A 13,171-nucleotide genomic window follows, 5' to 3' on the forward strand; every position below is an offset into this window, starting at 1 on the left:
TATGAGTTTTTTTAAAAAACTAAAAGAAAAAATTTCAAAACAAACGGATACAGTTACAGAGAAATTTAAACAAGGATTAGAAAAAACGAGAAATTCATTTGCGGATAAAGTGAATGATTTAGTTTATCGTTACCGTAAAGTGGACGAAGATTTTTTCGAAGAGTTAGAAGAGATCTTAATCGGTGCAGACGTTGGCGTTGCGACGGTAATGGAATTAATTGACCAATTGAAAGAAGAAGTACAACGTCGTAACATTCAAGATCCAAAAGAAGTACAAGCTGTTATTTCAGAAAAACTAGTAGGAATTTACAAAGGCGACAGCGATTTTAGTAACGAAATTAATATGCAAGAGGACCAATTAACGGTTGTTTTATTTGTTGGTGTTAATGGTGTAGGAAAAACGACGACAATTGGTAAACTGGCGCATAAGTTTAAATCAGAAGGTAAGTCAGTCCTATTAGCGGCAGGAGACACATTCCGTGCTGGAGCGATTGAACAATTAGAAGTATGGGGCGATCGCGTTGGTGTAGAAGTGATTAAACAAGGATCTGGATCTGATCCAGCGGCGGTTATGTATGACGCTGTACAAGCTGCGAAAGCACGTAAGGTAGATGTATTACTATGTGACACAGCAGGACGCTTGCAAAATAAAGTAAATTTAATGAAAGAATTAGAGAAGGTGAAGCGTGTAATTGAGCGTGAAGTACCAGGTGCTCCTCATGAAGTATTACTTGTTATTGATGCAACAACAGGACAAAACGGTTTAAGCCAAGCGAAAACATTCCGTGAAGCAACGAATGTAACTGGTATTGTTTTAACGAAGTTAGATGGAACTGCTAAAGGTGGTATTGTATTAGCGATTCGTAACGAAATGGATGTACCAGTGAAGTTTGTTGGATTAGGAGAGCAAATGGATGACTTGCAACAGTTTGATCCAGAACAATATGTGTATGGTTTATTTGCGAACTTAGTAGAAACAGAAGAAGCATAAGTGAAAGGAGCGGTATTTCCGCTTCTTTTTCTATAAAAAATATATGATGTTAAGAAAAAAACTTGACACTCTTTTGGACTACATGTAAACTAATTCATGTAAAGGGAAATCACTTAACAAAGGATGATCCAACATGCTCGAAAAAACAACGAGAATGAACTATTTATTTGATTTTTATCAATCGTTGTTAACGCAAAAACAAAGAAGTTATATGTCGCTTTATTATCTAGATGATTTATCTCTTGGTGAAATTGCGGAAGAATTTGATGTAAGTCGCCAAGCCGTGTATGATAACATTAAACGGACTGAAGCGATGCTTGAAGAATATGAAGAAAAATTAGTATTACTTCAAAAGTTTCAAGAGCGACAGCGACTTGTTGCAAAGCTAAAACAGCTAATCAGCGAAGAAGAGCATGTAAATGAAGAAATGAAACAAGTTGTTGAAGCTATCGAAAAATTAGATTAGGAGGGCGGCAATATGGCATTTGAAGGATTAGCCGACCGACTTCAACAGACAATGCAAAAAATCCGCGGCAAAGGAAAAGTTTCTGAAGCCGATGTGAAAGAAATGATGAGAGAAGTTCGTCTAGCTCTTTTAGAAGCAGATGTTAACTTTAAAGTAGTAAAAGATTTTGTGAAGCGTGTGTCTGAACGTGCTGTCGGACAAGATGTAATGAAAAGTTTGACACCTGGACAACAAGTAATTAAAGTTGTACAGGAAGAACTTACAGAACTTATGGGCGGAGAGCAAAGCAAAATTGCTGTTGCTAATAAGCCACCGACTGTTATTATGATGGTTGGTCTGCAAGGTGCGGGTAAAACAACGACGACAGGTAAGCTTGCGAATTTGCTTCGTAAAAAGCATAACCGTAAACCGATGCTTGTTGCAGCGGATATTTACCGTCCAGCAGCGATTAAACAGCTTGAAACATTAGGGAAGCAATTGGACATGCCTGTATTCTCTTTAGGAGATCAAGTAAGTCCTGTTGAAATTGCGAAACAAGCGATTGCAAAAGCAAAAGAAGATCATCACGATTATGTTTTAATCGATACAGCGGGTCGCCTGCATATTGATGAAGAACTAATGGATGAATTAGCGAAAGTTAAAGAAGTTGCTAAACCGGATGAAATTTTCCTTGTTGTCGATGCGATGACGGGACAAGACGCGGTAAATGTTGCGCAAAGTTTCCATGAACAGTTAGGTTTAACAGGTGTTGTATTAACGAAATTAGATGGTGATACGCGCGGTGGTGCTGCATTATCTATTAAGGCTGTAACAAACACGCCGATTAAATTTGCTGGTATGGGTGAAAAACTAGATGCAATTGAAGCGTTCCATCCAGAGCGTATGGCATCCCGTATTTTAGGGATGGGCGATGTCTTAACATTGATTGAAAAAGCGCAAGCTACAGTTGATGAAGAGAAAGCAAAAGAACTTGAGCAAAAAATGCGTACGCTTTCGTTTACGCTTGACGATTTCCTAGAACAACTTGGACAAGTGCGTCAACTTGGGCCGCTTGATGAATTGTTAGGAATGCTTCCTGGTGCAAATAAAATTAAAGGGCTGAAAAACGCGCAAGTTGATGAAAAACAAATTGGGCATATTGAGGCAATTATTCGTTCTATGACTAAATTAGAACGAGAACAACCGGAAATAATCAATGCTAGTCGCAAAAAGCGCATTGCCAAAGGTAGCGGTACAACTGTACAAGAAATCAATCGTCTAATTAAACAATTCGATGACATGAAAAAAATGATGAAGACGATGACGGGAATGCAAAAAGGTAAGAAAAAAGGACTAGGTGGATTGAAGTTTCCATTCATGTAAGGAAAAAAAGATGGCTCTGTTAAGAAAAAATACTTTACAAAGCAATAGTCTTTTTGCTAATATAATTATCTGTGTGAAATAAATTCGGAGGTGCTTTATAAATGGCAGTTAAAATTCGTTTAAAACGTATGGGAGCTAAAAAAACTCCTTTCTATCGTGTAGTTGTTGCAGATTCTCGTTCTCCTCGTGACGGACGTTTCATTGAGGAAATCGGAACTTACAATCCAGTTGCTCAACCAGCTGAAGTTAAGATCAACGAAGAAGCAGCATTAAAATGGTTAGGAAATGGTGCTAAACCATCTGATACAGTTCGTAACTTATTCTCTAACCAAGGTATCATGGAGAAATTCCACTTATCTAAACAAGGTAAGTAATTGAGGCAATGACTATGAAGAAGTTAGTCGAGACGATTGTCAAGCCTCTTGTCGATTATCCTGAAGATGTAAAAGTTACACAGGAACTTTGCAACGGAGAGATAAAGTATCGATTAACTGTACATCCTGAGGATGTTGGAAAAGTCATTGGAAAGCAAGGGAGAGTTGCGAAAGCGATTCGAATGCTCTTGTATTCAGTGGGACATCATAATGATGAAAAAGTAACACTGGAAATTCAATAAACGTAAAAAAGGGCGAGGAGTTATTCCTCTCCCTTTTTTAACATTTAAATAGAGAGTGCATGTTCCATCTGTGAAATGGAGATGCTTAATTTATATAGAAACCAGGGGTGACATACTATTTATGACAAAATGGTTTAACGTAGGGAAAATTGTAAATACTCATGGCGTAAGAGGAGAAATCCGTGTTATTTCTCGTACTGATTTTCCAGAAGAGCGATATAAAGTAGGAAACACGTTATACATATCGAATGAGAAAGGCACAGACTACCTTCCGGTGAAGGTAACTTCTCATCGCCAACATAAGACATTCGATTTATTAACATTTGAAGGATATAACAATGTAGATGAAGTAGAGAAGTTTAAAGGTTCTTTAATAAAAGTACCAGAAGAGCAGTTAGGTGAACTTGCTGAAGGTGAATACTACTATCATGAAATTATTGGTTGCAGTGTTGTAACGGAAGAAGGAGAAGCGCTAGGGACAATCAAAGAGATTCTATCTCCTGGTGCAAATGATGTTTGGGTAATTAAACGCCCGAAGGGTCAAGATCTCTTAATTCCTTATATCGATGACGTTGTACTTCAAGTTAATATTGAAAATAAATTAGTAACCATTCATGTAATGGAAGGGCTGCTATAATGAAAATTGATATTTTAACGTTGTTCCCAGACATGTTTACCGGTGTATTTGGATCTTCTATATTAAAGAAGGCGCAAGAAAAAGAAGCGGTAAACCTTCGTGTTGTTAACTTTCGTGATTATACAACAAGTAAGCATAATAGCGTAGACGATTATCCTTACGGCGGAGGAGCTGGTATGGTGCTTACTCCTCAGCCTATTTTTGATGCTGTAGAAGATTTGACGAAAGAAACAGAGCGTAAGCCGAGAGTTGTCTTAATGTGTCCGCAGGGCGAAAGGTTTACGCAGAAGAAAGCGGAAGAGCTTGCAGGGGAAGAACATTTAATCTTCGTATGTGGGCATTATGAAGGATATGACGAACGAATTCGTGAGCATCTCGTAACGGATGAGATTTCTATTGGTGACTATGTATTAACGGGCGGCGAATTAGCCTCTATGGTTATTACTGATAGTGTGGTACGTCTCTTGCCAGGTGTGTTAGGAAATCATGCTTCACAAGTAGAGGATTCGTTTAGTACAGGTTTATTAGAGCATCCTCATTATACACGTCCGGCTGATTTTCGTGGTATGAAGGTACCGGATGTATTAATGTCAGGGAATCATAAAAATATTGATGAATGGCGACATAAGGAATCTTTGCGCCGAACGTATACGCGTAGACCTGATTTATTAGATGAGAGAGAGTTATCTAAACAAGAGAAAAAATGGCTTGAGGAAATAAAGCGAGAGCAGTAATAACTTCATATATTTGCTATTGCAACAGGCCTAGTAATATGCTATTATAACATTTGTGCTACTGAAATCAGTAGCCGTATTAACGATGTTCCGCTGTAATTTATTAAGACTTTATAAGAGCATCTGTTTAAAGGAGAGAATTTAATATGCAACAATTAATCGCAGAAATTACAAAAGGCCAATTAAAAACTGACCTTCCTTCATTCCGTCCTGGTGACACTTTACGTGTACACGTAAAAGTTGTTGAGGGAACTCGTGAAAGAATTCAGCTTTTCGAAGGTGTTGTAATTAAACGTCGTGGTGGCGGAATCAGTGAAACATTCACAGTTCGTAAGATTTCTTACGGTGTAGGTGTTGAGCGTACATTCCCAGTTCACACGCCAAGAATCGCGAAAATCGAAGTACTTCGCCGTGGTAAAGTACGTCGTGCTAAGTTATACTACTTACGTAACCTTCGCGGTAAAAAAGCACGTATTAAAGAAATTCGATAAGACATGTATGGGAGCTTGTAAATGCACAAGCTCCCTTTTTCCAATCTATATGAAATTTTGGTATAATACGAGCAGTTTACATAACCGTGGAGGGGAAATGCATGAAAAAAGAGAAGAGTTCACTTTGGGAATGGATTAAAGCAATTTTGATTGCTGTTGTATTAGCTGGTGTTATTAGACAGTTTTTCTTTGCGCCAATTCTCGTAGACGGGGTATCGATGGCGCCTACTTTACATGATCGTGATCGAATGATTGTGAATAAAATTGGTTATCACATTGGAGATCCAAAACGCTTTGATATTATCGTATTTCGAGCAACAGAAGATAAAGATTACATTAAGCGCATTATAGGCCTGCCAGGCGATGAAATAGAGTATCGTAATGATAAACTGTATGTTAACGGAAAAGCTTATGAGGAGCCGTATTTAGACAAGCAGAAAAAGCAAATTGCTGACGGACCGCTTACATATGATTTTAATCTTGAAGAAATGACAGGCAAGAAAACCGTTCCAAAAGATCAATTATTTGTTTTAGGTGATAATCGTCGTTTTAGTAAAGATAGCCGTTCAATCGGTACGATTTCAATGGATCAAGTAATTGGTAAAGCTAATATGTTATATTGGCCGTTAGAAGACGCACGTATTGTGAAATAAATGAAAAAGAAGGTGGCAACATGGTAATTCAATGGTTTCCAGGGCATATGGCGAAGGCTAGACGCCAAGTAACGGAGAAATTAAAATTAATTGATGTTGTAATTGAACTTGTAGATGCTCGATTACCATTATCATCTCGAAACCCAATGATTGATGAAATCATTACACATAAGCCAAGGCTTGTTGTTTTAAATAAAGCGGATATGGCGGATGATCGTTTAACAAAACAATGGATCGCATATTTTAAAGAAAACGGCCATATGGCAATTTCGATTAACGCGCAAGCTGGACAAGGTATGAAGGAAATTGCAGCAGCTTGTAAAGTGCTTGTTAAAGAAAAATTTGATAAAATGGTTGCAAAAGGTATTAGACCGAGAGCGATTCGTGCATTAATTGTAGGTATACCAAATGTTGGTAAATCTACATTGATTAATAAATTGGCAAAGAAAAATATTGCTAAAACAGGAGATCGTCCAGGTGTGACAACAGCTCAACAATGGATTAAAGTTGGGAAGGAAATGGAATTGTTAGATACACCAGGTATTCTGTGGCCTAAATTTGAAGATCAATTAGTGGGTCTTCGTTTAGCGACAACGGGTGCAATTAAAGATTCAATTTTAAATTTACAAGATGTAGCTGTTTACGCATTACGTTTTATGGAGAAACATTATCCAGAACGCTTGAAAGAACGCTATAATTTAAATGAGATTCCAGAAGATATTGTGGAATTATTCGATGCAATTGGAAAAAATAGAGGTTGCTTAATGGGCGGCGGAATGATTGATTATGATAAGACATCTGAGCTTGTGCTTCGTGAGCTTCGTGGTGGCAAACTTGGAAAAATGACGTTTGAAACACCGGAAGAGTTTGGAGAGCAAGTGGAAGATGTGGAAAAAATAGAAGAAGTATAAGACGTGCGTTTGTGCGTCTTTTCTTTTTGGATATGTTTAAAAAGGAGCTTGTATAAATGCAAACTATGACGATAAAAGAAGCGGAAAATGTATTGAAAGAAATTATGAATGAAGAAGATGATCGCTTTCAACTATTAATGAAAGATGAGCGAAAAGGTGTTCAAAAGCTCGTTTTGAAGTGGTATAAACAAAAAGAGTTAGAACAGAAAGAAAAAGAGAAGTTTTTTGAAATGTCCAAGTATGAAAATGCTTTGCGTGAAAAAGGGGTCACATATATCGCGGGTATTGATGAAGTAGGGCGCGGTCCGTTGGCTGGGCCTGTTGTGACGGCAGCTGTCGTTCTTCCTGAGGATTTTTATATTCCAGGGTTAAATGACTCGAAAAAGTTGAGTGAAGCGAAACGTGAGCGTTTTTATGATGAAATAAAAGTACAAGCAATTGCAATTGGAGTAGGAATTGTATCACCGCAAGTTATTGATGACATTAATATTTACCAAGCAACGAAACAAGCGATGTTAGATGCAGTTGCAAATTTATCTTGTACACCCCAACATTTATTAATTGATGCGATGAAGCTTCCTACACCAATTCCGCAAACATCAATTATTAAAGGTGATGCGAAAAGTGTTTCGATTTCAGCCGCATCCATTATCGCAAAAGTAACGAGAGATCGTATGATGAAAGAACTGGGAGAGAAGTATCCTCAATATGGATTTGAGCAACATATGGGTTATGGCACAAAGCAACATTTAGAGGCAATTGAAGTGCATGGAGTATTAGATGAACACCGAAAGTCATTCGCGCCAATTAAAGATATGATTCAAAAATAAGCTGTAAATATACAGCTTATTTTTTTATTTTGGGATATAAACATTACTATTTTTGAAAAAGAATAAAGCGATTTCAGTTTTCTGACACTTTATTGTAGACAGCGTGCCAATCATCTTATACAATGGCAATGTAATGTTTTTTAAACATTAAAAAACTTTTCGAGTAAAACAGGAAAACAGGGGAGGATGGGACCATGAATATCCATGAGTACCAAGGTAAGGCAGTCCTTAGAAGCTATGGGGTTAGCGTTCCGAACGGGAAGGTTGCGTTTACAGTAGAAGAAGCTGTAGAAGCAGCGAAAGAATTAGGAACAGATGTATGTGTAGTGAAAGCACAAATTCACGCTGGTGGACGCGGCAAAGCTGGCGGAGTAAAAGTTGCAAAAAATTTAGATGAAGTTCGTACATATGCAGAAAGCATTTTAGGAACTACACTTGTGACACATCAAACAGGTCCTGAAGGTAAGGAAGTAAAACGCTTACTTATCGAAGAAGGTTGCGATATTAAAAAAGAATATTATGTAGGTCTAGTTTTAGATCGTGCAACTTCTCAAGTTGTTTTAATGGCGTCTGAAGAAGGCGGAACAGAAATTGAAGAAGTAGCAGAAAAAACACCTGAAAAAATCTTTAAAGAATATATTGATCCAGCAGTAGGCTTACAAGGTTTCCAAGCGCGCCGAATTGCATTTAACATCAATATTCCAAAAGAGCTTGTAGGACAAGCTGTGAAGTTTATGATGGGCTTATATCGTGCGTTTATCGAAAAAGATTGCTCTATCGCTGAGATTAATCCACTTGTTACAACAGGTGAAGGTAAAGTTATGGCATTAGATGCAAAATTAAACTTTGATTCTAATGCGTTATATCGCCATAAAGACATTTTAGAGCTTCGTGATCTTGATGAAGAGGATTCAAAAGAAATTGAAGCTTCAAAATACGACTTAAACTACATTCCTTTAGATGGAAATATCGGTTGTATGGTTAATGGTGCAGGTTTAGCGATGGCTACAATGGATATCATTAAACATTACCACGGTGACCCAGCTAACTTCTTAGATGTTGGTGGCGGTGCAACTGCAGAAAAAGTTACAGAAGCATTCAAAATTATCCTTTCTGACAAAAATGTAAAAGGTATCTTCGTTAACATTTTTGGTGGCATTATGAAGTGTGATGTTATTGCAGAAGGTGTTATTGAAGCAACGAAACAAGTAGGTCTTGAGTTACCTTTAGTTGTACGTCTTGAAGGTACAAACGTAGAACTAGGTAAGAAAATTTTAAATGAGTCTGGCTTAAATATTGTTGCAGCAGAATCTATGGCAGACGGTGCACAAAAAATTGTTTCACTAGTGGGCTAATAGAAAGCGGGGGAGAAAAATGAGCGTATTAGTTAATAAAGATACAAAAGTTATTGTTCAAGGTATTACAGGTTCTCAAGGTTTATTCCATACAAAACAAATGATTGAATACGGTACGAAAATTGTCGGTGGTGTAACACCAGGTAAGGGCGGCACTGATATTGAAGGTGTACCAGTATTTGATACAGTAGAAGATGCAGTGAAAGCAACAGGCGCAAACGCTTCAGTTGTATACGTTCCACCCGCTTTTGCGGCAGATGCAATTATGGAAGCTGTTGATGCAGAAATTGATTTAGTAGTATGTATTACTGAAGGGATTCCTGTATTAGATATGGTAAACGTAAAGAGATATATGGCGGGTAAACATACACGTTTACTTGGACCAAACTGCCCAGGTGTAATCACACCAGATGAATGTAAGATTGGTATTATGCCAGGATATATTCATAAAAAAGGTCATGTTGGTATCGTATCTCGCTCTGGTACATTAACTTATGAAGCTGTACATCAGTTAACACAAGAAGGTATTGGCCAATCTACTGCTGTAGGTATCGGCGGAGACCCTGTTAACGGTACAGACTTTATTGATGCGTTAAAAGCATTTAATGAAGATGAAGAAACACATGCTGTAATTATGATTGGTGAAATCGGCGGTACAGCAGAAGAAGAGGCAGCTGAATGGGTAAAAGCTAATATGACAAAACCTGTTGTAGGCTTCATTGGTGGTCAAACAGCGCCTGCTGGCAAACGTATGGGCCATGCTGGTGCAATCATTTCTGGCGGTAAAGGAACTGCTGCTGAAAAGATTAAAACAATGGAAGCTTGTGGCATTAAAGTAGCTGAAACTCCAGCAGTTATGGGAGAAACGCTAATCTCTGTTTTAAAAGAAAAAGGTTTATTTGAGACTTGTAAAAACTATTAATCTGTTGAAAGACACCTTCTTACTTGAGGGTGTCTTTTTACACTTTTTTCTGTTTACATAATAAAAATTATGGGTAAGGAGAATTAAGATGAAAAGAGAGAGATTATTACATCTTCATTACTTGCTAGCAGATTATTGGAAAGCGATGGAGAGGCTACTATATGTCGATCCAGAATTAAAGAACATATATAATTTTAACGAAAAACAAATGGAACACTACACTGGAATATCCTCGAAAAAATCTTCAGAACTAGTAAAATTTCTTCAAAGTTCAAATCTTCCGCAATATATATCTTATTTAGAGAGAAATCGTATTTTTTATATAACGATATGGGATGAAGATTATCCGCAATTATTACGTGAAATACAAGACCCTCCCTTCGTTTTATATGGAAAAGGAGAGAAAGATTTCCTGAATAAAGTAAATAAATTAGCAGTTGTTGGAACGAGAGAACCATCATTATATGGTCATGAGAGTTTGAAGTTTATTTTACACCCTTTATTAGAAAGAGAGTGGCTTATTGTCAGTGGGTTTGCAAAAGGGATAGATACAATGTCTCATGAGATTACAGTAAGGCATCATTGCCCGACTATTGCGATATTAGGGCATGGATTGTCTTTTATGTATCCGAAAGAAAATAGACATTTATATGAAATGTGGAAGGAATATATATTGTTATTGACAGAGTATCCGCCGCACTATGCACCGAAAAAATGGTATTTTCCAAAAAGGAACCGGATTATTAGTGGTATAAGTAAAGGTGTTTTAGTTGTAGAAGCGAAATCGAGAAGTGGAACACTTATTACTGCAGACCTTGCGTTAGAGCAAAATAGAGAGGTGTTTGCGCTTCCTGGACCTATATTTGTAGAGGGGGCATCGGGAACGAATCATCTTATTCAGCAAGGAGCAAAACTAGTAAGAAATGCAGAAGATATCTTGGAAGAGATTTTAAATTAACCTTATATTTTTATGTTTTTATTAAACAATTATTGACAAATGGTAGATTGGCACTGTATGGTATATTCATTCTTGATTGACAAAAACAAGAGAAATCAATAAGATTAATGAAGACTTGAATCCACCTCTTAAGGAGGCACTAGCATGTCAGATTACCTCGTAATCGTGGAGTCGCCTTCTAAGGCGAAGACCATTGAGAAATATTTAGGAAAAAAATACAAAGTTGTCGCGTCTATGGGACATGTTCGCGATTTGCCAAAAAGTCAAATGGGGATAGAAGTAAAGAACAACTTCACCCCGAAGTATATTACCATTCGTGGTAAAGGTCCCGTCTTAAAAGATTTAAAATCAGCGGCGAAAAAAGCAAAGAAAGTCTATCTCGCGGCCGATCCAGACCGTGAAGGGGAAGCGATTGCTTGGCATTTAGCGAATACGTTAAATGTGGACGTTGAATCAGATTGTCGGGTTGTGTTTAATGAGATTACGAAAGATGCAATCAAAGAATCATTTAAACATCCTCGTGCAATTAATATGGATTTAGTGGATGCACAACAAGCAAGACGTATACTTGATCGTCTTGTTGGTTACAATATTAGTCCTTTATTATGGAAGAAAGTAAAAAAAGGATTAAGTGCAGGACGTGTACAATCTGTAGCAGTTCGTTTAATCATCGAGCGTGAAAGGGAAATTCAAAACTTTGAACCTGAAGAATTCTGGACAATTAAAACAGAATTTGTAAAAGGAAAAGACACATTTGAAGCAAGCTTTTACGGTGTAGATGGTGAAAAAGTTCAATTAACAAATGAAACGCAAGTGAATGAAATAATTGAACAGATGAAAGACAATGCGTTTTCAGTTGAAAATGTAACGCGCAAAGAGCGAAAACGTAATCCTGCATTACCGTTTACAACATCTTCCTTGCAACAAGAAGCAGCACGTAAGTTAAACATGCGAGCAAAGAAAACAATGATGCTTGCACAGCAATTGTATGAAGGGATAGATCTTGGAAAACAAGGAACTGTAGGTCTTATTACGTATATGAGAACTGATTCAACACGTATCTCAGAAACAGCTCAAACAGAGGCTCGTACTTACATCACTGAAGCGTATGGTACGGAATACATAGGAACAGAAAAGAAGAAAGAAACGAAAAAGTCAAATGCACAAGATGCGCATGAGGCAATTCGTCCTACTTCAGTAATGAGAAAGCCAGAGGAACTAAAAAGTTTCTTAGGTCGTGATCAACTTCGATTATATAAATTGATTTGGGAGCGATTTGTTGCAAGTCAAATGGCGTCTGCTATAATGGATACTGTGACAGCGAGACTCATTAATAACAATGTTCAGTTCCGTGCAAGTGGATCGGTTGTAAAGTTCCCAGGATTTATGAAAGTGTATGTAGAGTCAAAAGATGATGGTGCTGAAGAAAAGGATAAGATGTTGCCACCTTTAGAAGTAGGGGAAACTGTATTTTCAAAGGATTTAGAACCAAAGCAACATTTTACACAACCTCCTCCGCGCTATACAGAGGCTCGCCTAGTAAGAACACTTGAAGAACTTGGAATTGGAAGACCGTCAACATATGTACCTACACTTGAAACAATTCAAAAGCGTGGGTATGTAGGTTTGGATAATAAACGCTTCGTTCCGACTGAACTTGGTGAAATAGTAATTGAACTTATTTTAGAGTTTTTCCCAGAAATTATTAACATTGAATTTACTGCCAATATGGAGCAAAGCCTTGATGAAGTAGAAGAAGGAAATGCGAATTGGGTAAAAATTGTTGATGATTTCTACGTAGGTTTTGAACCGCGTTTAGAAAAAGCGGAAAAAGAAATGCGTGAAGTGGAAATTAAAGATGAACCAGCTGGGGAAGATTGTGAATTATGTAATCACCCAATGGTCTTTAAAATGGGTAAATACGGGAAATTTATGGCTTGCTCGAATTTCCCAGATTGTCGTAATACAAAGCCGATTGTGAAAGAAATCGGTGTTACTTGTCCAAAGTGTGATAAGGGTCAAATTATTGAACGCCGTAGTAATAAAAAGAAACGTCTTTTCTATGGGTGCGGTACGTATCCGGAATGCGACTTTGTATCTTGGGATAAGCCAATTGGTCGTAAGTGTCCGAAGTGCGAAGGCATGCTTGTAGAGAAAAAGTTGAAAAAAGGCGTGCAAGTACAATGTATTTCGTGCGATTATGAAGAAGAACAACAAATGTGAGCGTAACTGCTCACATTTTTTT

At 37.5% G+C, this 13,171-nt stretch carries 15 protein-coding genes; all 15 read left to right on the plus strand.

Annotation, left to right across the window (positions count from 1 at the left end):
• The first annotated feature begins 1 nt into the window (after position 1).
• Positions 2 to 991 (plus strand): signal recognition particle-docking protein FtsY, encoded by a 990-nt coding sequence (gene ftsY / locus MR136_RS04550; RefSeq protein WP_017672864.1) that lies wholly within the window; start codon positions 2 to 4, stop codon positions 989 to 991.
• A gap of 133 nt (positions 992 to 1,124) precedes the next feature.
• Positions 1,125 to 1,457: a putative DNA-binding protein gene (locus MR136_RS04555; protein WP_000891062.1), complete on the plus strand. Its 333-nt coding sequence runs from the start codon at positions 1,125 to 1,127 to the stop codon at positions 1,455 to 1,457.
• A gap of 12 nt (positions 1,458 to 1,469) precedes the next feature.
• Positions 1,470 to 2,819 carry a signal recognition particle protein gene (ffh, locus tag MR136_RS04560; protein WP_000863460.1) on the plus strand — a complete coding sequence of 450 codons (1,350 nt, stop codon included), beginning with the start codon at positions 1,470 to 1,472 and terminating at the stop codon, positions 2,817 to 2,819.
• 101 nt (positions 2,820 to 2,920) lie between these two features.
• Positions 2,921 to 3,193 carry a 30S ribosomal protein S16 gene (rpsP, locus tag MR136_RS04565; protein WP_000268750.1) on the plus strand — a complete coding sequence of 91 codons (273 nt, stop codon included), beginning with the start codon at positions 2,921 to 2,923 and terminating at the stop codon, positions 3,191 to 3,193.
• Positions 3,194 to 3,207: 14 nt separating this feature from the next.
• A complete protein-coding gene (locus MR136_RS04570; RefSeq protein ID WP_000737401.1) occupies positions 3,208 to 3,435 on the plus strand; it encodes a KH domain-containing protein in 228 nt (75 codons plus the stop codon).
• A 121-nt stretch (positions 3,436 to 3,556) separates the two neighbouring features.
• Positions 3,557 to 4,072: a ribosome maturation factor RimM gene (rimM, locus tag MR136_RS04575; protein ID WP_000170278.1), complete on the plus strand. Its 516-nt coding sequence runs from the start codon at positions 3,557 to 3,559 to the stop codon at positions 4,070 to 4,072.
• The gene (trmD, locus tag MR136_RS04580) at positions 4,072 to 4,806 is read left to right on the plus strand and encodes a tRNA (guanosine(37)-N1)-methyltransferase TrmD (protein ID WP_000686903.1); all 735 of its coding nucleotides are present in this window, start codon (positions 4,072 to 4,074) and stop codon (positions 4,804 to 4,806) included. The genes rimM and trmD overlap by 1 nt, the downstream gene beginning before the upstream one ends.
• Positions 4,807 to 4,952: 146 nt before the next feature.
• Positions 4,953 to 5,297 carry a 50S ribosomal protein L19 gene (gene rplS / locus MR136_RS04585; protein WP_001186516.1) on the plus strand — a complete coding sequence of 115 codons (345 nt, stop codon included), beginning with the start codon at positions 4,953 to 4,955 and terminating at the stop codon, positions 5,295 to 5,297.
• 101 nt (positions 5,298 to 5,398) lie between these two features.
• Positions 5,399 to 5,950 carry a signal peptidase I gene (lepB, locus tag MR136_RS04590; RefSeq protein ID WP_000711853.1) on the plus strand — a complete coding sequence of 184 codons (552 nt, stop codon included), beginning with the start codon at positions 5,399 to 5,401 and terminating at the stop codon, positions 5,948 to 5,950.
• Positions 5,951 to 5,970: 20 nt separating this feature from the next.
• Positions 5,971 to 6,861 (plus strand): ribosome biogenesis GTPase YlqF, encoded by an 891-nt coding sequence (gene ylqF / locus MR136_RS04595; protein ID WP_017672865.1) that lies wholly within the window; start codon positions 5,971 to 5,973, stop codon positions 6,859 to 6,861.
• Between the two features lie 56 nt (positions 6,862 to 6,917).
• The gene (locus MR136_RS04600; protein ID WP_061457655.1) at positions 6,918 to 7,691 is read left to right on the plus strand and encodes a ribonuclease HII; all 774 of its coding nucleotides are present in this window, start codon (positions 6,918 to 6,920) and stop codon (positions 7,689 to 7,691) included.
• 194 nt (positions 7,692 to 7,885) lie between these two features.
• Positions 7,886 to 9,046 carry an ADP-forming succinate--CoA ligase subunit beta gene (gene sucC / locus MR136_RS04605; protein ID WP_001020791.1) on the plus strand — a complete coding sequence of 387 codons (1,161 nt, stop codon included), beginning with the start codon at positions 7,886 to 7,888 and terminating at the stop codon, positions 9,044 to 9,046.
• A gap of 19 nt (positions 9,047 to 9,065) precedes the next feature.
• Positions 9,066 to 9,968, plus strand: coding sequence for a succinate--CoA ligase subunit alpha (gene sucD, locus MR136_RS04610; RefSeq protein ID WP_000115178.1), 903 nt, complete (start codon positions 9,066 to 9,068; stop codon positions 9,966 to 9,968).
• Positions 9,969 to 10,056: 88 nt separating this feature from the next.
• Entirely contained in the window at positions 10,057 to 10,926 is an 870-nt protein-coding gene (gene dprA, locus MR136_RS04615) for a DNA-processing protein DprA (protein WP_017672866.1), read from the plus strand.
• A gap of 144 nt (positions 10,927 to 11,070) precedes the next feature.
• Positions 11,071 to 13,149 (plus strand): type I DNA topoisomerase, encoded by a 2,079-nt coding sequence (topA, locus tag MR136_RS04620; protein ID WP_001286963.1) that lies wholly within the window; start codon positions 11,071 to 11,073, stop codon positions 13,147 to 13,149.
• Positions 13,150 to 13,171 lie beyond the last annotated feature (22 nt).

The organism is Bacillus cereus group sp. BfR-BA-01311 (genome assembly GCF_022664295.1).
Lineage (GTDB): Bacteria > Bacillota > Bacilli > Bacillales > Bacillaceae_G > Bacillus_A > Bacillus_A cereus.

Bases quoted from the DNA above. Each gene is read 5' to 3' on its own strand.
- ftsY (WP_017672864.1), top strand. From the start codon at position 2: ATGAGTTTTTTTAAAAAACTAAAAGAAAAAATTTCAAAACAAACGGAT.
- MR136_RS04555 (WP_000891062.1), top strand. From the start codon at position 1,125: ATGCTCGAAAAAACAACGAGAATGAACTATTTATTTGATTTTTATCAA.
- ffh (WP_000863460.1), top strand. From the start codon at position 1,470: ATGGCATTTGAAGGATTAGCCGACCGACTTCAACAGACAATGCAAAAA.
- rpsP (WP_000268750.1), top strand. From the start codon at position 2,921: ATGGCAGTTAAAATTCGTTTAAAACGTATGGGAGCTAAAAAAACTCCT.
- MR136_RS04570 (WP_000737401.1), top strand. From the start codon at position 3,208: ATGAAGAAGTTAGTCGAGACGATTGTCAAGCCTCTTGTCGATTATCCT.
- rimM (WP_000170278.1), top strand. From the start codon at position 3,557: ATGACAAAATGGTTTAACGTAGGGAAAATTGTAAATACTCATGGCGTA.
- trmD (WP_000686903.1), top strand. From the start codon at position 4,072: ATGAAAATTGATATTTTAACGTTGTTCCCAGACATGTTTACCGGTGTA.
- rplS (WP_001186516.1), top strand. From the start codon at position 4,953: ATGCAACAATTAATCGCAGAAATTACAAAAGGCCAATTAAAAACTGAC.
- lepB (WP_000711853.1), top strand. From the start codon at position 5,399: ATGAAAAAAGAGAAGAGTTCACTTTGGGAATGGATTAAAGCAATTTTG.
- ylqF (WP_017672865.1), top strand. From the start codon at position 5,971: ATGGTAATTCAATGGTTTCCAGGGCATATGGCGAAGGCTAGACGCCAA.
- MR136_RS04600 (WP_061457655.1), top strand. From the start codon at position 6,918: ATGCAAACTATGACGATAAAAGAAGCGGAAAATGTATTGAAAGAAATT.
- sucC (WP_001020791.1), top strand. From the start codon at position 7,886: ATGAATATCCATGAGTACCAAGGTAAGGCAGTCCTTAGAAGCTATGGG.
- sucD (WP_000115178.1), top strand. From the start codon at position 9,066: ATGAGCGTATTAGTTAATAAAGATACAAAAGTTATTGTTCAAGGTATT.
- dprA (WP_017672866.1), top strand. From the start codon at position 10,057: ATGAAAAGAGAGAGATTATTACATCTTCATTACTTGCTAGCAGATTAT.
- topA (WP_001286963.1), top strand. From the start codon at position 11,071: ATGTCAGATTACCTCGTAATCGTGGAGTCGCCTTCTAAGGCGAAGACC.